General features: G+C 74.7%; 21 protein-coding genes and 1 tRNA gene. 6 read left to right on the top strand and 16 right to left on the bottom strand.

Annotation, left to right across the window (positions count from 1 at the left end; translation table 11 throughout):
• The first annotated feature begins 30 nt into the window (after positions 1-30).
• The gene (locus tag DQ239_RS09835; protein WP_113834227.1) at positions 31-639 is read left to right on the top strand and encodes a TetR/AcrR family transcriptional regulator; all 609 of its coding nucleotides are present in this window, start codon (positions 31-33) and stop codon (positions 637-639) included.
• Between the two features lie 7 nt (positions 640-646).
• Here DQ239_RS09835 and DQ239_RS09830 read toward each other — a convergent pair whose 3' ends face one another.
• From DQ239_RS09830 to DQ239_RS09795, 8 genes are all read right to left on the bottom strand, one after another.
• Entirely contained in the window at positions 647-1,570 is a 924-nt protein-coding gene (locus DQ239_RS09830; protein ID WP_113834226.1) for a 4-(cytidine 5'-diphospho)-2-C-methyl-D-erythritol kinase, read from the bottom strand.
• Positions 1,567-2,358, bottom strand: a complete 792-nt coding sequence (rsmA, locus tag DQ239_RS09825) for a 16S rRNA (adenine(1518)-N(6)/adenine(1519)-N(6))-dimethyltransferase RsmA (RefSeq protein ID WP_304542660.1) — start codon at positions 2,356-2,358, stop codon at positions 1,567-1,569. The genes DQ239_RS09830 and rsmA overlap by 4 nt, the downstream gene beginning before the upstream one ends.
• Positions 2,359-2,443: 85 nt before the next feature.
• Positions 2,444-3,529, bottom strand: a complete 1,086-nt coding sequence (locus tag DQ239_RS09820; protein ID WP_113834224.1) for a resuscitation-promoting factor — start codon at positions 3,527-3,529, stop codon at positions 2,444-2,446.
• A gap of 302 nt (positions 3,530-3,831) precedes the next feature.
• Positions 3,832-4,671 (bottom strand): hypothetical protein, encoded by an 840-nt coding sequence (locus tag DQ239_RS09815; protein ID WP_199582833.1) that lies wholly within the window; start codon positions 4,669-4,671, stop codon positions 3,832-3,834.
• Between the two features lie 55 nt (positions 4,672-4,726).
• Positions 4,727-5,611: a TatD family hydrolase gene (locus DQ239_RS09810; protein ID WP_113834223.1), complete on the bottom strand. Its 885-nt coding sequence runs from the start codon at positions 5,609-5,611 to the stop codon at positions 4,727-4,729.
• Positions 5,608-7,407: a methionine--tRNA ligase gene (gene metG / locus DQ239_RS09805; RefSeq protein ID WP_113834222.1), complete on the bottom strand. Its 1,800-nt coding sequence runs from the start codon at positions 7,405-7,407 to the stop codon at positions 5,608-5,610. The genes DQ239_RS09810 and metG overlap by 4 nt, the downstream gene beginning before the upstream one ends.
• A 48-nt stretch (positions 7,408-7,455) precedes the next feature.
• Positions 7,456-8,100, bottom strand: a complete 645-nt coding sequence (locus DQ239_RS20335) for a hypothetical protein (protein ID WP_113834221.1) — start codon at positions 8,098-8,100, stop codon at positions 7,456-7,458.
• Between the two features lie 103 nt (positions 8,101-8,203).
• Positions 8,204-9,679 (bottom strand): amino acid permease, encoded by a 1,476-nt coding sequence (locus DQ239_RS09795; protein WP_113834220.1) that lies wholly within the window; start codon positions 9,677-9,679, stop codon positions 8,204-8,206.
• 71 nt (positions 9,680-9,750) lie between these two features.
• On the opposite strand from DQ239_RS09795, the gene corA reads away from it, so the two are divergent.
• A complete protein-coding gene (gene corA / locus DQ239_RS09790) occupies positions 9,751-10,890 on the top strand; it encodes a magnesium/cobalt transporter CorA (protein WP_113834219.1) in 1,140 nt (379 codons plus the stop codon).
• Between the two features lie 64 nt (positions 10,891-10,954).
• Here corA and DQ239_RS09785 read toward each other — a convergent pair whose 3' ends face one another.
• Positions 10,955-11,824, bottom strand: a complete 870-nt coding sequence (locus DQ239_RS09785; RefSeq protein ID WP_113834218.1) for a hypothetical protein — start codon at positions 11,822-11,824, stop codon at positions 10,955-10,957.
• Between the two features lie 125 nt (positions 11,825-11,949).
• A complete protein-coding gene (gene rsmI / locus DQ239_RS09780) occupies positions 11,950-12,789 on the bottom strand; it encodes a 16S rRNA (cytidine(1402)-2'-O)-methyltransferase (RefSeq protein WP_113834217.1) in 840 nt (279 codons plus the stop codon).
• Positions 12,790-12,832: 43 nt separating this feature from the next.
• On the opposite strand from rsmI, the gene DQ239_RS09775 reads away from it, so the two are divergent.
• Positions 12,833-14,356, top strand: coding sequence for a phospholipid carrier-dependent glycosyltransferase (locus DQ239_RS09775; RefSeq protein ID WP_113834216.1), 1,524 nt, complete (start codon positions 12,833-12,835; stop codon positions 14,354-14,356).
• Between the two features lie 50 nt (positions 14,357-14,406).
• Positions 14,407-15,201, top strand: coding sequence for an enoyl-CoA hydratase-related protein (locus tag DQ239_RS09770; protein ID WP_113834215.1), 795 nt, complete (start codon positions 14,407-14,409; stop codon positions 15,199-15,201).
• A 9-nt stretch (positions 15,202-15,210) separates the two neighbouring features.
• Here DQ239_RS09770 and DQ239_RS09765 read toward each other — a convergent pair whose 3' ends face one another.
• From DQ239_RS09765 to galU, 6 genes are all read right to left on the bottom strand, one after another.
• Entirely contained in the window at positions 15,211-18,033 is a 2,823-nt protein-coding gene (locus DQ239_RS09765; RefSeq protein ID WP_113834214.1) for a PQQ-dependent sugar dehydrogenase, read from the bottom strand.
• A 201-nt stretch (positions 18,034-18,234) separates the two neighbouring features.
• Positions 18,235-18,308, bottom strand: a tRNA-Ala gene (locus DQ239_RS09760).
• A 76-nt stretch (positions 18,309-18,384) separates the two neighbouring features.
• Positions 18,385-19,086, bottom strand: coding sequence for a hypothetical protein (locus DQ239_RS09755; protein WP_233489015.1), 702 nt, complete (start codon positions 19,084-19,086; stop codon positions 18,385-18,387).
• A gap of 188 nt (positions 19,087-19,274) precedes the next feature.
• Entirely contained in the window at positions 19,275-19,841 is a 567-nt protein-coding gene (locus tag DQ239_RS09750) for a GNAT family protein (protein WP_233489013.1), read from the bottom strand.
• 52 nt (positions 19,842-19,893) lie between these two features.
• The gene (gene glp, locus DQ239_RS09745; protein ID WP_113834211.1) at positions 19,894-21,297 is read right to left on the bottom strand and encodes a gephyrin-like molybdotransferase Glp; all 1,404 of its coding nucleotides are present in this window, start codon (positions 21,295-21,297) and stop codon (positions 19,894-19,896) included.
• A gap of 124 nt (positions 21,298-21,421) precedes the next feature.
• The gene (galU, locus tag DQ239_RS09740; protein ID WP_113834210.1) at positions 21,422-22,342 is read right to left on the bottom strand and encodes a UTP--glucose-1-phosphate uridylyltransferase GalU; all 921 of its coding nucleotides are present in this window, start codon (positions 22,340-22,342) and stop codon (positions 21,422-21,424) included.
• A 26-nt stretch (positions 22,343-22,368) separates the two neighbouring features.
• Here galU and DQ239_RS09735 point away from each other — a divergent pair, with 26 nt between their 5' ends.
• Complete coding sequence (locus tag DQ239_RS09735; RefSeq protein WP_113834209.1) at positions 22,369-22,959, top strand: 5-formyltetrahydrofolate cyclo-ligase; 591 nt, start codon at positions 22,369-22,371, stop codon at positions 22,957-22,959.
• Positions 22,960-23,043: 84 nt separating this feature from the next.
• Positions 23,044-24,567, top strand: coding sequence for a carboxyl transferase domain-containing protein (locus tag DQ239_RS09730; RefSeq protein WP_113834208.1), 1,524 nt, complete (start codon positions 23,044-23,046; stop codon positions 24,565-24,567).
• Positions 24,568-24,570 lie beyond the last annotated feature (3 nt).

Here is a 24,570-nt window from a genome sequence, read left to right as displayed (position 1 = left end):
GCGGCCGGACCACCCCGGCCGCGGGTGCGGATGACCGGTGCGCAGCGCCGCCAGCAGCTGCTCGACGTCGCCCGGGAGCTGTTCGGCCGGCGCGGCTTCGAGGCCACCTCCATCGAGGAGATCGCGGCGCACGCCGAGGTCAGCAAGCCGGTGGTCTACGAGCACTTCGGCGGCAAGGAGGGCCTGCACGCCGTCGTCGTCGACCGGGAGATGCAGCACCTGCTGGGCCGGTTCACCGCGGCACTGTCGGACCCCGGGCATCCCCGCGAGCTCCTGCAGCGGGCCGCGCTGGTGCTGCTCGAGTACATCGAGTCCGACACCGACGGCTTCCTGGTGCTCACCCGCGACGCCCCGGTCACCAGCGGGGTGGGCAGCTACCCGTCGCTGATCGGCGAGGTCGCGCACGAGGTCGAGCACATCCTGGCCGAGCACTTCGGCGCCCGCGGCTACGACCCCGCGCTGGCGGCGCTGTACAGCCAGGCGCTGGTCGGCATGGTCGCCCTCGTGGGCCAGTGGTGGCTGGACACCCGGACGCCGGACAAGCGCGACGTCGCCGCGCACCTGGTGAACCTGGCCTACAACGGCCTGTCCCACCTCGACGTCCGTCCCGGGCTGGTCGAGGGGCCGTCGGGCGGCTGACCCCCGCTCAGCCCACGAGACGGGCGCCGGGCACGGGCCCGGAGACCACGCGCAAGGTGCGGAAGACGCCCTCGCCGGCGAGCGTCGCGGCCAGCCGCACGGCGGCCGGCCCGTCCTCGGCCAGCGCCGCGATCGTCGGGCCCGAGCCGCTCACCAGGGCACCGAGCGCTCCGGCCTCGGTGGCCGCCCGCAGCGCCCGCCCCAGCTCGGGCCGCAGCGCCAGGGCCGGCGCCTGCAGGTCGTTGCCCAGCGCCGCCGCCACCGCCGCGGCCGGTCCGCTGCGCAGCGCCGCGATCACCGGCTCGGCCGGGAGCAGATCGCTGCCGTCGGGCACCCGGCCCGCGTCCCGGAGCCGGTCCAGCTCGGCGTAGACCGACGGCGTCGACAGCCCCTCCCCCGCGATGCCGAGGACGAGGTGGAACTGCGGCCCGGCCAGCACGGGGGTCAGCCGCTCGCCGCGCCCGGTACCCAGCGCGACGCCGCCGAGCAGGCTGAACGGCACGTCGCTGCCCAGCCGGGCCGCCAGCTCGAGCAGGTCGTCGCGGTCGGCCCGGGTGCCCCACAGCGCGTCCAGCGCCACCAGGGCCGCGGCCGCGTCGGCGCTGCCGCCGGCCAGCCCGCCCGCCGCCGGGATGGACTTGGCGATCTCCAGCTGGGCGTCGGCCGGCACCCCGGCGTGCTCGGCCAGCAGCTCGGCCGCCCGCCAGACCAGGTTGCGGGAGTCGGTGGGCACGACCTCGGCGTCCTCCCCGGCGACGGCGAGGGTCAGCCCCTCTCCCGGCCGCGCGGTCACGACGTCGAACAGCGAGACGGCCAGGTAGACGGTGCGCAGCTCGTGGAAGCCGTCGGGGCGCAGCGGCCCTACGCCGAGCAGCGCGTTGACCTTGGCGGGCGCACGGGCGGCCACGGCGTCCGCGGGTGCCGGCGTCACGGCGCCACCGGCTCGGTGGCGGCCAGCCGGGCGAAGTCGGTCACCGACAGCTGCTCGCCGCGGGCGGCCGGGTCGATGCCCGCCGCGCGGAGCCGGGCCTCGGCGGCGGCGGGGCTCCCGGCCCACCGGGCCAGGGCCGCGCGCAGGCTCTTGCGCCGCATGCCGAAGGCGGCGTCGACGACGGCGAAGGTGGCCGCCCGGTCCCCCGGCGGCGGTGGTCGCCGGACCAGGCTCACCAGCCCGGAGTCGACGTTGGGCTCGGGCCAGAACACCCGCCGCCCGACGTTCCCCGCCCGGCGCACCTCGCCGTACCAGGCGGCCTTGACCGAGGGGACGCCGTACGCCTTGTCCCCGGGGTGCGCGGCCAGCCGCTCGGCGACCTCGGCCTGCACCAGGATCAGCGCGCGGTCCAGGGTGGGCAGCAGGTCGAGCAGGTGCAGCAGGACGGGCACCGCCACGTTGTAGGGCAGGTTCGCGACCAGCGCGGTGGGCGGCGGCCCCGGCAGCTCGGGAAGGCGCAGCGCGTCGGCGGTCACGACGTCCAGGCGGTCGGCCAGGTCGGGCCGGCGCTCCGCCACGGTGCCCGGCAGCAGGCCGGCCAGCCGCGGGTCGATCTCGACGGCCACCACCCGCTCGGCGGCGGGCAGGAGCCCCAGGGTCAGCGAGCCGAGCCCGGGGCCGACCTCCAGGACGACGTCGTCGGGGCGCACACCCGCCGTCCGCACGATGCGGCGGATCGTGTTGGCGTCGTGCAGGAAGTTCTGCCCGAGGGTCTTGGTGGGCCGCAGGTCCAGCTGCTGGGCCAGCTCGCGGATCGCGGCCGGACCCAGCAGCCCGTCCGGCTGCTCGGCGTCGGTGCTCAGCTGCGCCCGATCAGAGGTTCTTGCCGCAGTGCGGCCACTGGCCGGCGCCGGAACGCTTGTAGAGCAGCTGCGCGCGGTAGGTCTGCTCGTCGGCGCTGGCCTGCGACGGGAGGCCGGTGCCCCCCACGGCCTGCCAGGTGCCGACCGAGAACTGGTACAGGCCGTGGTACTTGCCGGTGGAGCTCACCGCGTTCGGCCGGCCGCCGGACTCGCAGCGGGCGAGGGCGGCCCAGTCCAGACCGTCGGCCTCGGGGCTGTTGGCCGGGCGGGCCTTCGTGCCCACGGTGACCTGCTCGGTGACCGGCTCCCGGGCGACGGTGGTGTCCAGCTCCTCGCGGGCGGTCTCCACGCCGTCGGTGATGGTGACGCGGTAGGTGATCGTCTTCTCGCCGTCGACACCCTCGGTGGTGACCTCGCGGTCGCCCTCGAACGCCTCAGGGTCCTCGGTCTCCACGACCTCGTGCGGCACCGGCACGGTCTCGGTGATCTCGTCGATGCGGACCCGGAAAACCTGGATGCGCATGTCCTGGGCCAGCGGCTGCTCCAGGTCGACGCTGGCGGTGTCCACCTCGCCCAGGGCGATGCCCTCCGCGGCGAGCAGGTCACCGGCGGTGGCAGCGGTCGTGGTCACGACCCGCTCCTGGCCGTCGGCGACGAGGACGACGGCCTTGGGGGTGATGACCTCCAGGCTCATGCCGTCCAGCGGGAGGCGCTCGCTGCGGCTGGCCGACAGCACCAGACCGTCGGCCCGCAGGCCCAGCTGGTCGAGCGCCTCGTCGACCGACAGCGCGGTCACGTAGATCTCCTGCTCCACGCCGTCGACGCTCAGCTGCAGCGGACGCGCGCGGGTGAGCACGATCGTGTCGCCGTCGCCGACCGGCTCCTCGGCCGCCGGAAGCAGGACGTCGTGGGACGCCGGCTCCAGGCCCTCCTCGTCCAGCACCTCGGCGACGGTGTCGGCGTAGGTGCCGATCCGCTGGGCCTGGCCGTCGACGGTGAGGACGACGGACTTCTGGGCGACGAAGAAGGCCAGCGTCCCGCCCACGAGTCCGAGCAGGACCAGGGCGAAGAGGCTGAGGCGGAGCGAGCGGCGCACGGCACATCCAGGGGTCATGGAACCCGGGCAGGAGGAACGGGCGGGCCGCGAGGACGGCACGCCCGTCGAGGTCCCGTCCTCCACCCCGGCTGACGGTCACGACACGATAACGAGCACGGAGAGTGGAGCAACGATGCGAGACGAGTGAACCAGACCGTCGCCATGTCGCTATGTGGACGCGCCGACACGTGGAGTGACAGCCATGCCGCGGGGATGCGCGTCCCGGCTCCCCCGGCCCGTCAGGCGCCGGTGAGCAAGCCCACAGGGTGAACCGGTGCCGTCCGGGGCACGCGGCCCGGGGCTCAGCCCGCCAGGGCCCGGGCCCCGGCGCGCACCGGCCGGGCCCAGGTCAGCAGGAAGACCGCGACGGCGAGGCCGGACAGGAGCGCCGAGAAGCCGGCGGCCACCAGCGCCACGGGCAGCAGGTCGAAGTGCTCGGTGATCCGGTCCCCCAGGTCGATCCCCGCGGCCAGCAGCAGCACGCCGAGCGGCAGCAGGCCGAGGACGCTCGCGGCGGCGGTGGCCAGGTGGGCGGTCCAGGTGCGCAGCGCCTCGTCGACGGGCACGTCCGCGCCCGTGGCGGGCAGCGGACGCCGGACCGCGCGCAGCAGCGCCACCTCCGCCAGCAGCCCGGCGACCAGCGGCACCGCCACCGCCGTCCCGGCCACGGTCGCGTCGAGCTCCCCGGCCGACCACGACCAGACGGCGGCGACGACCGCGCCGACGACCACGCCGCGCATCGTCCACACCAGCCAGGGCGAGACGAGCTCGGCCCGGCGGGGACGGCGCACCGGCTGGGCCGGCGCCCACCGCGGCCGGGGCCGGGTGACTTCGGCGAGCAGCACCCCGGCGAGCAACCCCAGCACCAGCACCGGAACCCACAGGAAGACCGACGCCTCACCCAGCGCGACGACGCTGCCGACGATCCCCGCCAGGCCCAGGAACAGGCCCAGCCGGCGCCAGCGACGCCCGTGCGCGGCCTGCGCGGCCAGTGCGGCGGTGCCCTCGGCGGTCGGGTCGGCCAGCTCGACGGAGCCACCCGCCACCGCCCGCCGGTCCCCCGCCCGGGCCCATTCCCGGCCGAGGAGCACGCCGGGCACGAGGACGGCGACGAACAGCACGACGGCGATCAGACGGCCCACGGCTCGAGTGTCCTCTCTTTCCCTGTGCGCCCGGGGTGCGTCGCCCCTGCGACTTCTACCAGGCCCCGAAGACCCGTTCGGCGGTCGCGGTGAGGGTGCCGCAGAGCTCCTCGAGATGGGTACCGGTGGTCTCGGCGAGGGCCCGGACGGTGTGCGGGACGAGACGGGAGGCGTTGGGCCGGCCGCGGTGCGGCACGGGGGTGAGGAAGGGCGAGTCGGTCTCCACCAGCAGCTGGTCCGGCGGGGTGAGCGCCGCGGCCTCGCGCAGGTAGCCCGCGTTGCCGAAGGTCAGGGTGCCGGCGAAGGAGAGCACGAAGCCTCGCTCCACGCAGGCCTTCGCGAACACCGCGTCCCCGGAGAAGCAGTGGAAGACGGTGTGCTCGGGCGCGCCCACGTCGTCCAGGACGCGGAGGATCTCCTCGTGGGCGTCCCGGTCGTGGATGACCAGCGCGATCCCGTGCCGCTTGGCGATGTCGATGTGCGCGCGGAAGGACGCCTCCTGCGCGGCCCAGCCCTCCGGGCCGGTGCGGAACCTGTCGAGGCCGGTCTCCCCCACCGCGCGCACCCGCGGCTGCGCGGCCAGCCGGTCGATCTCGGCGAGCGCGTCATCGGTCGCCTTCCCGGCGCCGGCCTCGTTGGGGTGCAGGGCCACGGCGGCGAGCACGCTCGGGTGCCGGGCGGCCAGCGCGGCCGACCAGCGCGACGAGGCGACGTCCACCCCGACCTGGACCAGCCGGGTCACGTTGACCGCCGCGGCGGCGTCGATCTCGGCGTCCACGGCGGCGTCCGAGGCCCACTCGCCGTGCTCGTCGTCGGCCGGCCGCTCCCCCAGGACGATGTCCAGGTGGGTGTGGCTGTCCAGCGCCGGTGCCGGCAGCGGCTCCGGCGACGGCGGCGGCTCGCCCCGCCGGTTCGCCCGGGAGGACGCCGACCGACTCACTGCGCCTTCTCCTCCAGCCGGGCCAGCTCCTCGGCGACGATGGACTCGTCGAGCTTGGTGAAGATCGGCTTGGGCGGCGCGAGCGGCGTCCCCGGCGCGGCCAGCGGCGTCGAGGCCCACGCCGCCTGCCCCTGGTCGTAGGGGCCGGTGATGATCGGGTACGGCGAGCCGTCGTCGAGGTCGGTGACCTCGTGGATCTCCGGCGCGACCGACCACACGCCGTCCCCACCCAGGAGCTCGTGCACCTGCTGGGAGGAGTGCGGCAGGAAGGGCGTCAGCAGCGCGTTGCAGTCCTTGATCGCCTGCAGCGCGGTGTGCAGCACGGTGTCCCGGCGGGCCGGGTCCTCCTTGAGCTTCCACGGGGCCTGGTCCGACAGGTACTTGTTGGCCTCGCCGACCACCCGCATCGCCTCGGTGATCGCCGCCTTCTGCCGGTTGCGCGAGAGCAGGTCGCCGACGGGCGCGAAGGCACCGCTCGTGGTGGCCAGCAGCCCGCGGTCGGCGTCGGTCAGCTCACCGGGGGTGGGCACCGCCCCGACGTTCTTGGCCGCCATCGAGACCGTCCGGTTGACCAGGTTGCCCCAGCCGGCGACGAGCTCGTCGTTGTTGCGGCGCAGGAACTCCGCCCAGGTGAAGTCGGTGTCCTGGTTCTCCGGGCCGGCGACGGCGATGAAGTACCGCAGCGCGTCGGCGTCGTAGCGGGAGAGGAAGTCGCGGACGTAGATGACGACGTTGCGGCTGCTGGAGAACTTGCGGCCCTCCATCGTCAGGAACTCGCTGGAGACCACCTCGGTCGGCAGGTTCAGCCGGCCCAGCGACCCCGGCGTGCCGCCCTTGTCGCCCTCGCCGTCGTAGCCGAGCAGCTGGGCGGGCCAGATCTCGGAGTGGAAGACGATGTTGTCCTTGCCCATGAAGTAGTAGGCGTCGGAGTCCGGCGTCTGCCACCACTGCCGCCACGCCTCGGGGTCACCGGACCGGCGGGCCCACTCGATCGACGCCGACAGGTAGCCGACGACGGCGTCGAACCACACGTAGATGCGCTTGTCCGGCCGGTCCACCCAGCCCTCGAGCGGGACCCGCACACCCCAGTCGATGTCGCGGGTGTAACTGCGCGGCTTGAGGTCCTCGAGCAGGTTGACGCTGAAGTTGAGGACGTTGGGCCGCCAGCTCTTCCGGGTGGCCAGCCAGTCGCCCAGCGCCCGGGCGAACGCCGGCAGGTCGAGGAAGTAGTGCTCGCTCTCGACGAACTTCGGCGTCTCCCCGTTGATCCGGCTGACCGGGTTGATCAGGTCGATGGGGTCGAGCTGGTTGCCGCAGTTGTCGCACTGGTCGCCGCGCGCACCGTCGTAGCCGCAGATCGGGCAGGTGCCCTCGATGTAGCGGTCGGGCAGCGTGCGGCCGGTCGACGGGCTGATCGCGCCCAGCGTCGTCTTCGGGAAGACGTAGCCGTTCTTCAGCAGGCCGAGGAAGATCTCCTGGCTGATGGCGGCGTGGTTCTGCGTCGTCGTCCGGGTGAAGAGGTCGTAGCTGAGCCCGAGCGACTGCAGGTCGCCCACGATGATCCGGTTGTTCCGGTCGGCGATCTCCCGGGGCGTGACGCCCTCGGCGTCGGCAGCCACCGTGATCGGGGTGCCGTGCTCGTCGGTGCCGCTCACCATCAGCACCCGGTTGCCGTTCATCCGCTGGAAGCGGCTGAAGACGTCGGAGGGGACTCCGAAACCGGAGACGTGGCCGATGTGCCGCGGGCCGTTGGCGTAGGGCCAGGCGACCGCGGTCAGGATGTGGCGATCACTCACGCCGTCAACAGTACGGAGCGCCGTCCAGCCGGTTCCCCGGCAGTGCGGTCAGGGCTGGTAGACGGTGGTGGCGGCGGTCTCGCCGGTCCGCACCTGGTCGTCGACCGGGCCGAGCAGCGCGACCGCGCCGAGGGCCAGGCCGATGAGACCGAGCGTCGCCGTGGCGAGCACGCGGTACGTCGTCGCCGGGTCGGGACGGCGCTCGGAGGGGCGCGGGCCGGCCGCGACCCAGGCCACCGCGGACGGCGACCCGGCGAGCAGCAGCTTGACGACGGGGACCGCGACGGCCGGCAGGAACCCCGTGGGCAGGGTGAGGGGCGTGACCACCAGCAGGGCGCCGGCCACGGCCCCGAGCCCGAGCTCGGCGACGGCGACACGGACCAGCAGCCGCCGGCTCGACCCGTCGATCAGCGCGGCGCCACCGGCGGCCGACGCGACGATCCATCCGGCGAGGGCCACGAGGACGAGCGCGAGCACCGGGCCGGCCGGGCGCGCGGAGGCGGTGAGCAGCGTGTCGAGCCCGTGCAGCGCGACGGCGAGCAGACCGACCGCCTGGACGATCGCCACCAGACCGGCGACCAGCGCGGGCACCGGCACGCGGTGGGTGGACCCCAGGGCAGCGGTCAGGCGCGCGGGCAGCACCAGGCGCGGACGCGCGAAGGTGTCGCGGACGTCGTAGACGCTGATCGCCACTGGGATCTCCTGACCGGTGCGGTGCTGTTCACCGGTCTGCTCGTCCCGTCCGAGCGCCGGCTGTAGCGCCTCGGCCGCGTTCCACCCGGTCGGGTGAGCAGGCTCAGCCCACCGGCGCCGGCTCCTCCCGCGACAGCCGGCTGTGGCGGCGGCCGTAGACGGCGTAGACGACGAAGCCCAGGGCCATCCACGCGAGGAACCGCAGCCAGGTGTCACCGGGGAGGTTGAGCATCAGGTAGAGGCAGGCCAGCGCGGACAGGATCGGGACGACCGGCATCAGCGGCACGCGGAACGCCCGGGGCAGGTCGGGACGGGTGCGCCGCAGCACGATCACCCCGATCGAGACGAGCAGGAACGCCGCCAGGGTGCCGATGTTGACCAGCTCGGCCAGCTCGCCCAGCGGCACCAGCCCGGCGAGCACCGTCACCAGCAGCCCGGTGGCGATCGTGATGCGGTACGGCGTCCCGTACCGGGGGTGGACGGCGGCGAGCCACGGCGGCAGCAGCCGGTCGCGGCTCATCGCGAACAGCACCCGCGACTGGCCGAGCATCAGGATCATCACCACCGAGGTGAGCCCGATCAGCGCGCCGATGCTGATGAGGGTGGCGAAGAACTCCAGGCCCACGGCGGAGAACGCCCCGGCCAGCGGCGCCTCGGGGTTCAGATCCTGGTAGTTCTGCATGCCGACGACCACCAGCGACACCGCGATGTAGAGCACGGTGCAGATCGCCAGCGAGCCGAGGATGCCGCGGGGCACGTCCCGCTTCGGGTCGCGGGTCTCCTCCGCGGCGGTGGCCACGATGTCGAAGCCGATGAAGGCGAAGAACACGATCGAGGCGCCGGCGACGACCCCGCCCCAGCCGTAGGTGCTGGGCAGCACGCCGAACAGCGTCTGGATGAGCGGGGCGTGCAGCCCGGAACCCTCCGGATCGGCGGGCTGCGCCGGCGGGACGAACGGCGTGTAGTTGTCGGCCTGGACGTAGAAGACGCCGACCGCGACGACGACGAGGACCACCGCGACCTTGATCGCCACCACCACGGCGTTGAACCGGCTGGACACCTTGATGCCCGCCACCAGGACGCCGGTCATGGCCAGCGCCAGCACCATGGCCGGCACGTTGACCGCCCCCTCGCCGCTCAGCCAGCCCGGCGCGGTCAGCCCGACGTCGTCCAGCAGCTGCGCGAGGTAGCCCGACCAGCTCGACGAGACCGCGGCCGCGCCGATGGAGAACTCGAGGACCAGGTCCCAGCCGATGATCCAGGCGATCAGCTCGCCGAACGTCGCGTAGGAGAAGGTGTAGGCGGAGCCGGCCACCGGGACGGTCGAGGCGAACTCGGCGTAGCAGAGCGCGGCCAGCGCGCAGACCACGCCCGCGACGAGGAACGAGACCGCGACCGCCGGGCCGGCCTGGTCCTGCGCCACCACGCCGGTGACCACGAAGATTCCGGCGCCGATGACCACGCCCACCCCGAAGACGGTGAGGTCGAGTGCGGAGAGGTTCTTCTTGAGCCGGTGATCCGGTTCGTCGGTGTCCCGGATCGACTCCTCCACCGACTTCACCCGACGGTTGGATGCCACGGTTCCTCCTCGACGTCGACCCGGTCGGGCGCGCCTAGGCTTCGGGGGCCCGCAACCGAGGAGATGCCCCGATGAGCAGCGCCGACACGTCGTCCCCAGCGTCGACCCCGCCGCTGCCGGACCGCGCCTCGCCCACCCCTGCGCAGGAGAGCTCGCGCCCCGGCCCCCGGCCCCGGCCCGCCGGCCGGCAACCGCGCACCGCGACCCGCCGCGAGGGGGTCGACGCCGTCGTCGACTGCGCCGTCTACGTCGACGGACGCCGTCAGGCACCGGTCGAACCCGGGGACGCGCTCCGCGTGGCGCGCGAGCAGGGCGGCTTCGTCTGGCTGGGGCTGTACGAGCCGACGGAGGAGGAGCTCGGCGCGCTGGCGGAGCAGTACGACCTGCACCCGCTGGCCGTGGAGGACGCCGTCTTCGCCCACCAGCGCCCGAAGCTGGAGCGGTACGACGACGCGCTGTTCATGGTGCTCAAGACCGCGACCTACGTGGAGCACGAGGAGCTCACCGCGACCAGCGAGGTGGTCGACACCGGCGAGGTGATGGTCTTCCTCGGTGCGCACTACGTGATCACCGTGCGGCACGGGCACCACGGCGAGCTGGGCGACCTGCGGCACCGGCTGGAGGAGCAGCACGACCTGCTCTGCCTCGGGCCGGCCGCCGTCCTCTACGCCGTCTCCGACCTGGTGGTGGACACCTTCGTCGAGGTCGCCGGCGCCGTGGAGGACGACGTCGACGAGCTCGAGGCCTCGGTCTTCAGCTCGTCGCGCACCGACGACGTCGGCCGGCTCTACCAGCTCAAGCGGGAGCTCATGTCGCTGCGGCGGGCGGTCTCCCCGCTGGAGGTGCCGCTGCAGAAGCTGGCCGAGCGGCAGATCGACGTCGTCCCGGAGGCGATGCGCTCGTACTTCCGCGACGTGCTCGACCACGCCATCCGCGTCCGCGACCAGGTGGCCGGGCTGGACGAGCTGCTCACCTCGATCCTGCAGGCGTCGCTGGCCCGCACGCAGATGGCCGACAACGAGGACATGCGACGGATCTCCGCGTGGGCCGGCATCATCGCCGTCCCCACCGCGATCGCGGGCATCTACGGCATGAACTTCGAGCACATGCCCGAGCTGGGGTGGCGCTACGGCTACCCGGCGGTGCTGCTGGTCATCGCGCTGGCCTGCGTCCTGCTGCACCGCGGCTTCAAGCGCAACGGCTGGCTCTGACCCCTGCGGGCCGTTGCGCCCTTATCCACCCCTCACCACCTCCGAGACGTGGGCCAGCGCGCACTCACCCGAGGGCGCGCGCGATCCGTGCGATCAACGCGGCCGGGTCCCGGAGATCGGCCGCGGTCACGAAGACCACGCTCCAGCCGGCCTCGCGCAGAGCGTTGAGCCGGCGTCTGTCGCGCGCGAACTGCCCGGGTTCGCCGTGCCACAGCCCGTCGTACTCGAGGGCCACCTTCCGCTCCGGCCAGGCGAAGTCCACGCGAGCCACGAACCGGCCCTGGTGGAGGACGCGGAACTGGGCGACCGGAACCGGCAACCGGCTGCGCCCGATCAGCAACCGCACCCTCGTCTCAGGTGGGGACTCGGCCAGACCGTCGGCAAGCCCTGCCACGCGACGGCCCCGCGCTGACCCCGGCCCGCAGGCGACGTCCGCCCGCTGCCGCACCGCCTCCAGGTCCACCACGCCGGCCGCGATGAGCTGGTCGACGGCGGCGACGGCGTGGTCCGGCGGAAGGACGCTCGCGAGCCGCAGCGCAGTGGCCGCCGGGGACGAGACCCTCAGCCCGCTACGACGCCGGACGTCGGTGGCAGGCAGGGCGGCACGCCGCGTGTGCAGGCCGAGCACGCGGACCATGTGGGAACCGGGAGGCAGGGTCAGCTCGACGTCGTCGTCCGGGCCGGCGAGGTCGACACCCCACAGGACGGCGGCGCTGCGACCGGTGACCACCGCGCCAGGCAGCCGGAGCAGCGCCGCCTCGGCCCTGAGGGCATGCGTGACCGGGACGTCGCGATGCACGTAGACGCCGTGCACCAGCCGTCGCCAGGTCGCCCCCTCGAGCTGGCGCAGCGACAGCAGGCCCGCGGCGACGGCGGACGAACCGAGGAACGGCTTCTCCTCCAGCTGTGGTGGAACGCGGGCGGGCCGGGGCACCGCAGCACCGTGCCGGATCGACGGCCTCCACCGCCGAGGTCGTCCACAGGGTCACGGCCATTGCGCCCTTCCCCACCTCTCTCCAGGGGTCCACGCGTGGAAAAGGGCGCAATCGCCGCCGGGGGTCAGGGGGACTTGGCGGCGACGACGGCGTCGTAGACGACCCGGCGCGGCATGCCGGTGCGCTCCACCACGGCCCGGATCGCGTCCTTGCGGGTGGCCCCGGACGCCTCCTCCGCGGCCACCTCCGCCGCCAGGTCCGCCGGCGTGAGCTCCACCGTCCGCTCCGGCGCCCCGCCCACCACCAGCGTGATCTCGCCCTTCACGCCCTCGGCGGCCCACTCCGCGAGCTCGGCCAGCGGCCCCCGGCGGATCTCCTCGTAGGTCTTGGTGAGCTCCCGGCAGACCGCGGCGGGCCGGTCCGCGCCCAGCACCGCCGCGGCGTCGGCCAGCGCGTCGGCCAGCCGGTGCGGTGACTCGAAGAAGACCATGGTCCGCCGCTCGTCGGCCAGCCCCGTGAAGCGGGCCCGCCGCTCCCCCGCCTTGCGCGGCAGGAAGCCCTCGAAGCAGAACCGGTCCACCGGCAGCCCGGAGACGGCCAGCGCCGTCGTCACCGCGGAAGGTCCGGGCACCGACGTGACGGCGATCCCGGCGTCGATCGCGGCCCGCACCAGCGTGTAGCCGGGGTCGGAGACCGAGGGCATGCCGGCGTCGGTGAGCAGCAGCACGGTCGCGCCGTCGGCCAGGGCGCTCATCAGCCCCGGGAGCCGCTGCTGCTCCACCGACTCGTGGAAGGTCACCACCCGCCCGGTGAAGGTGACGCCGAGGTCGGAGGCCAGCCGGTGCAGCCGGCGGGTGTCCTCGACGGCCAGCACGTCGGCGGTCTCCAGCACCGAGCGCAGCCGCGGGCCGACGTCCCCGGGCTGCCCGAGAGGCGCCCCACCGAGTACCAGCCGCCCGCTCACGTCGCGAAGCCTGTCATGCCGCCCCTCCCCCTACGCTGGCCGCATGGCGGTGCTGGCACCCGAGCGGGAGGAGCGGGAGCCGCCGCCGCGGACGCCCGCGCCGGTCCGCCGCCGGCTGCCCGCCCGCCCGCGCCGCGACCGCACACCGCCGCTGCCCGGCGACACGAGGCTGTCCTGGCTGCTCACCGCGGCCCTCGGGGTGCTGACGCTGATCAGCCGCCTGGTCGGGATCGGCTATCCGAAGGACCTGCTCTTCGACGAGGCCTATTACCCGCCGGAGGCCGCGGAGCTGCTGCGCTGGGGCTACGAGTACAACCGCGGCTACACCTTCATCGTCCACCCGCCGCTCGGGAAGTGGCTGATCGCGAGCGGTCAGGCGATCTTCGGCGACGACTCCTTCGGCTGGCGGTTCCCGAGCGCGGTGGCCGGCACGATCGCCGTCGTCGTCCTCGTCCGGCTGACCCGGCGGCTGACCGGCTCGACGCTCCTCGGGCTGCTCGCCGGGCTGCTGCTCGCCCTGGACGGCTTCTCCTTCACCCTGGCGCGGATCGGCCTGCTCGACGTCTTCCTGCAGACCCTCGTCCTCTCGGCGGTCGCCTGCCTGGTCGTCGACCGGGACCGCGTGCGCGCCCGCATCGACGCCGCCGGGGAGCGCGCGGCCGACGGCTTCCGGCTCGGCCCCCGCGGCTGGCGGATCGCGGCGGGGTTCCTGTTCGGCTGCGCGTGCGCGGTGAAGTGGAGTGGCATCTGGTTCCTGGCCTTCTTTGCGGTCGCCTCGCTGGTGTGGGACCGCGCGGCCTGGCGGGACGCCGGTGCGCCAAGGCCCACCCGCCGCGCCGCGCGGTACGGCTTGCCCGGGGCGGTGTGGGCGCTGGGCGCGGTGCCGGTGCTCACCTACCTCGCGAGCTTCACCGGCTGGTTCCTCGGCGAGACCTCCCAGGGCAAGGCCTGGGCCCAGCAGAACCCCGACACCGCCTTCCCGTTCGTCCCCGACGCGCTGCGCTCGCTGTGGCACCAGCACGCGGAGTGGCTGCGCTTCCACAACGGGCTGTCGACGCCGCACCCGTGGGAGTCGGGCCCGTGGTCGTGGCTGGTCAACGGCCGGCCGATCCTGCTGTGGAACCCGCAGGACCTCACCGACGACGCCGGCGAGCCGGTGGTCCGCTACATCCTCATGGTCGGGACGCCGACCCTGTGGTTCCTGTTCGTGCCGGCGATGGTGTGGCTGGTCTGGCGCCGCCTGGCCCGGCGCGACCCGGCCGCCGGCGTCGCCCTCACGGCACTGGCCGCCGGCTGGCTGACCTGGCTGGTGAACACCGACCGGACGATGTTCATCTTCTACCTGGCGCCGGCGCTGCCCTTCCTGGTGCTGGCGGTGACGTTGCTGCTGCAGGACGTGCTCGGCCCGCCCCGGCCGGGCCCCCGGCGCACCGTCGGCCTGGCCGCCGTCTGCCTCTACGTCGCGGTCGTCGGCCTCACCTTCGCCTTCTTCTGGCCGGTGCTCACCGGGGAACCGCTCAGCACCGCGGAGTGGCTGCGGCGGATGTGGTTCCCCTCCTGGTTCTGACCGGGCGCCCTACGGTGACCGCACCAGCGGCACCCGGAGGGACGACCACGATGACCGACGCCCAGCCCCGCCCGCACGTGCTCACCGATCTCGACGGCGACGTCTGGCGGATCACCCTCGACCGGCCGGAGACGGGCAACGCCCTGACGCCCGCGCTGGTCGCCGACCTGCTCGCCGCCGTCCGCGCCCGGCCGGAGCGGGCCCGGGTCGTCCTGCTGCTGGCCAACGGGCCGCGCTTCTGCGTCGGCGGTGACATCGACTCCTTCGCCGGGGCGCCCGACCCCGGCGCGTTCGTGGGCCGGCTCGCCCACGACTGGCACGAGGTCATCCGCGCCCTCCTCGCCTGCCCGGTGCCGGTGGTCGCCGGCGTGCAGGGCGCCGTGGCCGGGGCCGGGGTCGGGCTCATGGGCGCCTGCGACCTGGTGATCTGCGCGCGCACGACGAAGATCCGCCCGGCCTACGGCGCCATCGGGTTCTCCCCGGACGGCGGGACGTCGTGGGCGCTGACCCGGGCCCTGGGCGCCCCACGGGCGCTGGACCTGCTGCTGACCAACGGGGTGCTGACCGCGGCCGAGGCGCACCTGTCCGGGCTCGTCGCCCGCCTGGTCGAGGACGACGAGCTGCGGGCGACCGCCGAGTCGGTCGCCGCCGAGATCGCCGACGGCCCGGTGCGGGCCATGGTGCGCACCCGCGCCCTGGTCCGCACCGCGGCGATCCGCACCCTCGAGGAGCAGCTGGACGACGAGGCGCAGCTCATCGCCGAGTCCGCCGCCGACCCGGAGGGGCGGGAGGGCGTGCGGGCGTTCGTCGAGAAGCGGGCGCCGGACTTCCGCACCCCCCGCTGAGCTGCCCGCTCAGTAACGCCGGTCGACCACCCGCCCGGTCGACGCCGTCCAGGTGATGTAGCCGCGCTCGAAGTCGGTCCGCCGGCCACCGGGGATGGCGAACTCGTCACTGGTCGGGTAGCCCAGGTAGGACTGCTCCCAGCCGAGCGCGGCCCAGCGGTCGCGGATGAGGCCATGCACCTCGTGCGCCCCGGTCCGGGGGCTCCAGTACACCGAGCCGCCCTCGAAGTGGTTGTACCGCCCGACGAGGTCCGGCGTCGGCAGCTCGCTGGTCCGCGGGAAGCCGAGGAGGCCCGCCTCCCAGCGGAACTGCCCCCACTTCGCGTAGATGGCGCCCAGCACGCTGCGCGCCCCGAGCCCCGGCGCCCAGTAGATGCCACCGTTCTCGAAGGAGTTGTACCGCCCGCGCTGGTTCGGGGTCGGCCGCTCGTCGGTGCGCGGATAGCCGTGGGGTCCCCGTTCGAAGCCCGTCGTCCGCCACTGCCGCAGGATCGCGCCGTGCACCACGTGGGCGCCGGTGGTGGGCGTCCAGTAGAAGTGCGCCTCGTCGAAGGTGAACGCGTTGAACCGGCCCCGCCCGTCGGGGGTGCGCCGCTCGTCGGTGCGCGGCGCCCCCCAGACGCGCTCGGCGCCGGTGGCGTCGAACGCCGCCAGGATGGAGCCGTGGACCTCCCGGGCGCCGTGGGCGGGGGTCCAGTAGATGCGTCCGGCGGCGTAGTCGCGCGCGCGGAGGGAGCTGTCGCCCCGCTCGGCCCCGACCGGCGCGCCCAGCAGGGCCCGCAGGGCGGCGTCGGAGGAGTACCGCAGGTCGATCGGCGTCGTGTACTCGGCCCGCAGCGTCAGGTCGGAGTCGGGCATGACGACCTGCCGTTCCCGCGGCTGGCCGTCGCTCCAGCGCGTGAAGGTCGCCACCCCGTCCCCGGCCACCGTCGGTGCGCTGACCGAGATGCGGGCGCCCGCCGTGACCTGGGCCGTGGCCCGCGGCGTGCCGTTGACCGTGACCGCGCTGGGCGGCGTCGACGCGATGGTGAGCGTGCGCAGCTGGGGCAGGGCCACGAAGATCTGCTCGGCGCGGACGCCGAACTCGTCGGTGGCGCTCGCGGTGATCTGCAGCCGGGTGTCGTCGCCGTGGTCCTCGAACGGCACGTCGTAGCGGTCACCGGTGAACGACGGCCCGGGGTGGTCATGGCAGTAGCCGCCGCTGCAGTGCACGAGGACGACGCTCCACGTCACCGGGAGGGGGACGCCGTCGTCCACCGCCGTGGCCGAGAGCTGCACCCGCTCCCCCACGACGTACCGCTCGGTGGCCGGTGGCGCGACCAGGGTGAGCGTCGGGACGCGGTTACCCGGGACGACGGTCAGCGTCGAGGTGCCCCTCGCGCCCTGGGAGTCGGTCACCGTCAGCCGTGCGGTCAGGGGCTGGGTGCCGGTGCCGCCGTAGGTGTGCGTCACCCGGACGCCGGTCGCCGTGGTGCCGTCGCCGAAGTCCCACGCGTAGGTGAGCACGCCGCCGTCGAGATCGGTCGACCGGCTCGCGTCGAAGGTGAAGGTGCGGTCCGAGACCGGGTCGCTGGTGATGACCGCCTCCGCCGTCGGCGGGCGGTTGCCGGCGGCGTAGACGAGCCGCTTGAGCCGGCTGCCGCCGATGTCGGCGTAGACGATGTCCCCGTTGCCGGCCGTGCCGAACTTGACCGGGAGCCCGTTCTCGACGCCGAACCCGTTGGCCTCCGGTGCGCGCACCAGCCGGCCCTGGGCGTCGTAGCGCAGCGTGTACACCCGCTGGGAGGCGTAGTCGCCGAAGAAGTAGGCACCGCGGTACTGCTCGGGGTAGGACGCCCCCGTGTAGACGACGCCCCCGGTCACGCTGGTGCCCATCGGGCCGTGCACGTAGGTGTAGAGCGGCGCGGTGTTGGTCTTGCCCGCGCAGCCGGGCAGGTCGCGGTACCCCGGGGTCTGGGTGTTGCCCTCCCAGCAGGGCCAGCCGTAGTTGGCGCCCGGCCGAACCAGGTTGATCTCCTCCCAGGTGTTCCAGCCGACGTCACCCACGACCGGCGCGCCGGTGGCGGGGTCCAGGCTCAGCCGGAAGGGGCTGCGGAAGCCGCTGGCGTAGACCCGGCTCCGCCACGACGACGGCGCGGCGGCGTCGTAGAAGGGATTGCCGGCCACCCCGCGCCCGTCGGGCAGGACGTGCAGCAGCTTCCCGTAGCCGGTGTTGACGTCCAGCGAGCGCAGCGCCGCGGCGTCGACGAACCGGAAGTCGGCGGCGTCGCCCATGGTCACCCAGAGGGTGCCGTCGGGGGCGGCGATGATGCCGGTGATGGTGTGCACATCGGACCCGATCGGCAGGTCCCACACCACCCGTTCCCCGGACAGCGACGTCGGCGTCGTCGCGCTCACGACCGTGAACGCGCTCAGCCGCATCGTCCACTGGTTGTTCACCATCAGCGTGCGGGCCAGGTAGATGACCTTGGAGGTGTTGTAGTCGTGCGCGACGGCGATGCCGCTGAGCCCGAGATCCTGATTGGTGACCACGGGCAGGGTGGCCAGCGTGCGGACGGTCGCGCCGTCCGCGGACACCCAGGCGACCCGGCCGTTCTTGCCCGTCGTGAAGTAGCTGCCGTCCGGGGCGAAGGCGAAGTCGGTGAGCAGCTCGCTCTGGCCGCTGGGCATGTCGCGGACGGCGAACCCCGGCGGCAGGGACGGCGCGGCCTGGGCGGTCCCCTGCGCCACGACGAGGCCCGCCGCCACCATGACCGCCACGACGACGACCCGCACCACGGCCGCCAGCGCGCCACCCGTTCGCGTGCGCTGCCGCGCCGCATCTGCCCTCATCACCCGGGATGGGTAGCAGTCTGTAACGGCGAACCACAATCGCGCAGGGGACATCCCCTGCCCGATCGGGGCTGAGGCGGCCGGACTTCCTGAGCGTCGTCACTCTGGGTGACCAGGCGACGCCGGGCCCGCGCGTTCGCCGGGCTCGGACGTACGAACGCCGCCGGGCGGAGGCCCGACGGCGTTCGTGTCCTGCTGGGGTGGAGCTGAGGGGAGTTGAACCCCTGACCCCCTCGATGCGAACGAGGTGCGCTACCGGACTGCGCCACAGCCCCAGTGCCGACGACTTTACCGTGCCGCTCGCCGGACGCCACCACCGGGCGGCACCCGGCGAGCCGGGACGGCGGACCGCTACAGGTTGGCGACCTTGCGGGGGCGGTACTCGTCGATGTCGGCGAACCCGATGTCGTCGTCGTCCAGGCCCACGACGGCGCTGTGCTGCCAGCCGGCCGGGGCCGGGGTGCGCGCGGCGACGACGCGGCCGCGGAACTGGGCCACCGGCGCCAGAGGCACGCTGGGCAGCGGCAGGCTCGGCAGGGCCTCGGCGGCCACGGTCTCGCGCACCTCGGGCGCCGGGCGCGGCGCCGGCGCGGGCGCGGGCCGCGGCTCGGGCAGGGACGCGGTGCGCAGCGCCTCGCGAGCCGCGGCCCGGGCTGCCCGGCGGGCGGCGAGCCGCTCGCGACGGGCCACCTTGCGCAGCACGAGCACGTACCCGACGACGGCGAGGTCGAGGACCAGCTGGGCGATCCACAGCCAGGGGCTGTACGCCAGGGCGCCGACCAGCGCGACGACGGCGAGCGCGACCAGGCCACCCAGGGTGCGGCGGCGCAGCGCGTGCACGTCGACCTTCAGCTCACCGCTGGTGAACAGCGCCTCGCGGTCGATGGACACCCGCTCGGTCTCCGCGTGCGCGACGGGGCCCGTCGCACGGCGGCGCTGCAGCGTCCGACCCGAGTCGGCACGCACCGTCCGGTCGTCCTGCGCGTCGCCGCGGGTCACCACCATGGGGACCAGCACGACGAACCAGAGGACGACCAGAGCTGCCAGGAGCACGCCTGATCCCACTTCGAACACCACCCGTCACATGAGTCACTCGCGAGGGCGAGGTTATGCAGACGGCCACCCCATTCGAGGGAGGCGCGCGGCGTGTCGCTGATCAGTCGTGTGACTGGTGTGACGAGCGGGCGGCGTGTCGACACGGGAGAGACGGTGACCGGTGCGCCACCGTGCTAGCGCGCTGGTCACGGCGCCGCGCCGTCCCGCCAGCGGGCCAGGGCGCCGCGGGGCAGGTCGTCGGCCAGCAGGGCGTAGGCCAGGTGGTCCCGCCACTCCCCGTCGATGTCCAGGTAGCGGCGCAGCACGCCCTCCCGGGTGAAGCCCAGCCGCTCCACCAGGCGCCGGCTGGGCTCGTTCTCCGGCCGGATGTCGGCCTGCAGCCGGTGCAGCCCCATCGCGCCGAACGCGTGGTCGCAGACGAGCGCCACGGCGAGGGACCCCATGCCGCGGCCGGCGACGCCGCGGTCGATCCAGTAGCCGAGCCAGCCCGACCGCATCGCTCCGCGCACCACGTTGTCCACGGTCACCTGCCCGGCGAGCCGGCCCTCGACGCGGATCGCGAACGGCACCGTAACCCCCGTCCGCGCCCGGCGTGCCAGGGCGCGGCGCATCGCCCGGTAGGCGGCCGGGCTGTGCCGGGCGGGCCAGGACTGGCCGGACGTGGGCTCCCACGGCCGCAGCCACTCCTCGTTGGCGTTCCGCAGCCGGCTCCACTCCGCCGCGTCCCGCCGGCGCAGCGGGGAGAGCTCCACCGGCCCCCAGCCCAGGCGCGCCGGCCAGCCGGGGTGCGGGACGGGTTCCAGCTCAGCCGCCGAGCAGTAGGGGCATGACGGTGACGAGCGCGCCGGCGGCCACCTCGGTGACGTCCTCGTCGATGACGATCAGGCAGTTGGCGCGCGCCATGCGGGCCAGCAGCGCGTCGGTGCCGTCGCCCACCGGCTCGACGACGTACCCGCCGTCCGGGTGGCGCATGACGGTGCCGTGCAGGTACTGGCGGTAGCCCAGCGGCGAGACCAGCGGCTGTCCGGCGACGGCCTGGACGGTGCGGCGGAACAGCTGCCGCTTGCCCAGCATCAGCCGGATCGCCGGGCGGACGAACACCTCGAACGCCACCAGCGCCGCGACCGGCTCGCCCGGGATGCAGATGACCGGGACCTGGTCGCGGCCCAGCCGGCCGAAGCCCTGGACGGGGCCGGGGTGCATCGTCACCTGCCGGAACTGCATCTGCCCCAGCTCGGCCAGCACCTCCTGGACCATGTCGAAGCCGCCGGGGGCGAAGGTGCCCGCGATGAGCACCAGGTCGCTGCGCAGCAGCTGGCTCTCGAGCACCTCGGTCAGCCGGCGCCGGTCGGTCGGGAGGATGCCGGAGCGGTAGGCCTCGGCGCCGGCGTCCCGGGCCGCCGCGGCGAGCGCGTAGCTGTTGACGTCGACGACCTGGCCCGGTGCCGGTGCGGTGCCGACGTCGACCAGCTCGGTGCCGGCGCACAGCACGGCGATGCGCGGCCGGGGCCGCACCGCGACGCGCTCCCGGCCGACCGCGGCGAGCAGGCTGATCTGGGCCGGGCCGATCGGCGTCCCCACCTGGACGGCGGGATCGCCGGGGGCGACGTCGTCACCGGTGCGCCGCACGTAGCCGCCGGCCGGCGGGCCGGCCAGGACCTCGACGCGCACCGTGCCCTGGTCTGTCCACACAGCGGGGACGACGACGTCGGCGCCCGCCGGCAGCATCGCGCCGGCCGCGACGCGGACGGCCAGGCCCGGGCCGATGGACGACGGGACGCCGGCGCCCGCGACGCTCTCGCCGACGACGGCCAGCGACACGGGTGCGTTCGGGCGCGCGCCGGCGACGTCCTCGGACCGGACGGCGTACCCGTCCAGCGCGGCCTGGTCGAAGGCGGGCAGCGCGCGCTGGCTGATGACCTCCTCGGCGCACAGGAGGCCCTGGGCGTCCAGGACGGCGAGCTCGATCGGGTCGGGCTGCGGAACGCTGGCCAGGATCTCGTCGAGGTGTCGCTCCACCGTGCAGATCACCGACAGCGGCACGGACTCCGCGGGGGGCAGCGGGACGACGCCCTCGGTGACCGACCGCGGGGTAGGCAGCGGCGGGACCTCACCGGGCGGCCGCACGGGGCCGTCGACGAGCTGGGTGTCCCGGATGCCCGGGATCGGCCCGCCCGCGCCGTCCGTGCCGTCGTCCTTGCCGGTCATCCTCACCACCACCGTTCTGCCGTGCCGTCCGCCCTTCGGCGGCACCGCTGCGCGCGGCAGCACCCGCCCCGATCGGGAGCGGGCGCGGTGCCCCGCGGCCCGATGGTGCCCCGGCGGACGCCGCTCAGGACGACGACGCGCCCTCGGCGGGCAGCTCCGTGACGAACTCGTGCAGCCAGCTGCGCAGCGGCGGGCCCAGGTCGTCGCGCTCCACGGCCAGCCGGATGACGGCCTTGAGGTAGTCCAGCTTGTCGCCGGTGTCGTACCGGCGGCCGCCGAACACCACGCCGTGGACGGGCTCGCCGCGCGCCACGAGGGTGGCCAGCGCGTCGGTCAGCTGGATCTCCCCGCCGCGCCCGGGCTCGGTCGCGCGGAGCACGTCGAAGATCTCGGGCGCCAGCACGTAGCGGCCGATGATGGCCAGGCTGCTGGGCGCCTCTTCGACCGGCGGCTTCTCGACCAGGCCGGTCACGGTCACGACGTCGCTGCCCTCGGCACCCGGCTCCACTGCCACCGCGCCGTACTTGTCGATGTTCTCCATGCCGACGTCGAGCAGGGCGATGACCGAGCCGCCGTGCTCGGCCTGGACCGCCAGCATCTGCTCGAGCAGGTGGTCGCGGGCGTCGATGAGGTCGTCGCCCAGGAGGACGGCGAACGGCTCGTCGCCCACGAACGCCGCCGCCTGCAGGACCGCGTGGCCCAGGCCGCGCGCCTCGCCCTGGCGGACGAAGTGCACCTGCGCGAGCTCGGTCGAGGCGCGGACCGACTCGAGCCGGCCGGCGTCGCCCTTCTTCTCCAGCGCCGCCTCGAGCTCGGGGGTGCTGTCGAAGAAGTCCTCGATGGCGCCCTTGTTCCGCCCGGTCACCATGAGGACCTCGGGCAGACCGGCGCGCGCGGCCTCCTCGACGATGTACTGGAGGGCCGGCCGGTCGACGACCGGGAGCAGCTCCTTGGGCACGGCCTTGGTGGCCGGCAGGAACCGGGTTCCCATCCCCGCCACCGGGATGACGGCCTTCCGTGCAGGCCGGGTGCCCTGACTGGTCATGGCGGCAGCCTAACTAGCCTGCGGCCATGACTCCTGGCCGAGATCCGGCCGCCGCCAAGACGACGCTCCGCGACCGGGTCCTGGCGGCCCGGCGCGCGCGCCCGCCCGCCGAGCGGACGGCGGACTCCGCCGCGATCGCCACGGCCCTGCTCGAGGGCCTGGCGGGGGCCCGCACCATCGCCGCGTACGTGCCGGAGGAGACCGAGCCCGGGCACGGCCGGCTGCCCGCGGTGCTCACCCGGCTGGGCGCGCGCGTGCTGCTGCCCGTCGTCGCGCCCCGGGGGCGCGAGCTGGCGTGGGCGGTCGACTCCGGCCGCACGGTCCCGGGGCGGTTCGGCCTGCTCGAGCCGGTCGGCCCGCGGCTGGGCGCCACGGCGGTGGGGACGGCGGAGGTGGTCGTCGTCCCGGCGCTGGCGGTGTCCCGCGACGGGGTGCGGCTGGGGCGGGGTGGCGGCTACTACGACCGGGCGCTCCGGCTGGCCCGGCCGGGCGCCGTCGTCGTGGCGCTGGTCTTCGACGAGGAGTTCCTCGACGACCTGCCGTCCGAACCGCACGACCACCGGGTCACCGCCGTCGTCACCCCCTCGGGCGGGTGGCAGCAGCTCGCCGGCGGGTGACCTCCCCGGGGTCGGTGTCGGCCGCGGGACCGCCGCCCGGAATCATCGGCGGACCCTGTGCCCGATCCGTCGAACGGAGCTCCGATGCCCTCGCCCTCGCGGCTGGATGCCCGCGCGCTGCGCGACCTGGTGCTGGACCCGGGGTCGTGGCGGTCGTGGGACTCCCCCATCGCGGCCCGCGACGTCGGCGAGGCCTACGCCCGCGAACTGGCGGCCGCGGCGGAGAAGACGCGCCAGGACGAGTCGATCATCACCGGCGAGGGGCTGCTGCGCGGGCGGCGCGTCGCGGTGGTGGCCGGTGAGTTCGGCTTCCTCGCCGGCTCCATCGGGGTGGCGGCGGCCGACCGGCTGATCGCCGCCGTCGAGCGGGCGACCGAGGAGGGGCTGCCGCTGCTGGCCGCGCCCGTGTCGGGCGGCACCCGCATGCAGGAGGGCACCGTGGCCTTCCTGCAGATGATCGGCATCACCGCGGCGATCGCCCGGCACAAGCAGGCCGGGCTCCCCTACCTCGTCTACCTGCGCAACCCCACGTTCGGCGGGGTGCTGGCCTCCTGGGGCTCGCTCGGGCACGTGACCATCGCCGAGCCCGGCGCCTCGATCGGGTTCCTCGGCCCCCGGGTCTTCGAGGCGCTGTACGGCGAGCGCTTCCCCGAGGGCGTGCAGACCGCGGAGAACATGGCCGAGCACGGGCTCATCGACGCCGTCGTCCCGCACGAGGAGCTCGCCGAGGTCGCCGACCGCGCGCTGCGGGTGCTCGCCGCCCGGCAGACCTGGCACGTCGACGTCGCGTCGGCCGACCGGCCGGGTCCGGACGACGGTGCCGCCGACGACGCCGGTGCGCCGCGCAGCGCGTGGGACGTGGTGACCGCCTCGCGGCGGACCGACCGTCCCGGGGTGCGCCGGCTGCTGCGCACCGCGGCCACCGACATCGTGGGCCTGTCCGGCACCGGCGCCGGCGAGAAGGACCCGGGCCTGCTGCTGGCGCTGGCCCGGTTCGGCGGGGCGCCCTGCGTCGTCCTGGGGCAGGACCGGCGCGGCCAGTCGCTGGCGGCGCCGCTGGGCCCCGCGGCGCTCCGCGAGGCCCGCCGCGGCATGCACCTGGCGCAGGAGCTGCGGCTGCCCCTCGTCACGCTCATCGACACGCCCGGCGCTGCGCTGTCCCGCGAGGCCGAGGAGGGCGGGCTGGCCGGGGAGATCGCCCGCTGCCTGCAGGACCTGGTGATGCTGCAGGCACCCACGCTGGCGGTCCTGCTCGGGCAGGGCACCGGCGGCGGGGCGCTGGCCCTGGTGCCGGCCGACCGGGTGCTCGCCGCGGCCAACGGCTGGCTGGGGCCGCTGCCGCCGGAGGGGGCCTCGGCGATCGTGCACCGCGACACCGACCACGCCGGCGAGATGGCGGAGGCGCAGGGGGTGCGCGCCACGGACCTGCACCGGGCGGGGATCGTCGACCGCGTCGTCCCGGAGCGGCCGGACGCCGCCGACGAGCCGACCGAGTTCTGCCTGCGCCTGGGCCGGGTGCTCGGCGAGGAGCTGGCCGGCCTGCTCGGCCGGGACGACACCGAGCGCCTCCGCACCCGGCTGCACCGGTACCGCCACCTCGGCCGCTGAGCC

Origin of the sequence: Blastococcus sp. TF02-09, assembly GCF_003319105.1 — a bacterium.
Lineage (GTDB): Bacteria > Actinomycetota > Actinomycetes > Mycobacteriales > Geodermatophilaceae > Blastococcus.
Note: the sequence above shows the minus strand (reverse complement) of the source record. Positions and strands in the feature narration are given on the sequence as shown.

Bases quoted from the DNA above. Each gene is read 5' to 3' on its own strand.
- galU (WP_113834210.1), bottom strand. From the start codon at position 22,342: ATGACCAGTCAGGGCACCCGGCCTGCACGGAAGGCCGTCATCCCGGTG.
- DQ239_RS09730 (WP_113834208.1), top strand. From the start codon at position 23,044: ATGCCCTCGCCCTCGCGGCTGGATGCCCGCGCGCTGCGCGACCTGGTG.
- DQ239_RS09735 (WP_113834209.1), top strand. From the start codon at position 22,369: ATGACTCCTGGCCGAGATCCGGCCGCCGCCAAGACGACGCTCCGCGAC.
- DQ239_RS09770 (WP_113834215.1), top strand. From the start codon at position 14,407: ATGACCGACGCCCAGCCCCGCCCGCACGTGCTCACCGATCTCGACGGC.
- corA (WP_113834219.1), top strand. From the start codon at position 9,751: ATGAGCAGCGCCGACACGTCGTCCCCAGCGTCGACCCCGCCGCTGCCG.
- glp (WP_113834211.1), bottom strand. From the start codon at position 21,297: ATGACCGGCAAGGACGACGGCACGGACGGCGCGGGCGGGCCGATCCCG.
- DQ239_RS09765 (WP_113834214.1), bottom strand. From the start codon at position 18,033: ATGAGGGCAGATGCGGCGCGGCAGCGCACGCGAACGGGTGGCGCGCTG.
- DQ239_RS09775 (WP_113834216.1), top strand. From the start codon at position 12,833: ATGGCGGTGCTGGCACCCGAGCGGGAGGAGCGGGAGCCGCCGCCGCGG.
- DQ239_RS09835 (WP_113834227.1), top strand. From the start codon at position 31: ATGACCGGTGCGCAGCGCCGCCAGCAGCTGCTCGACGTCGCCCGGGAG.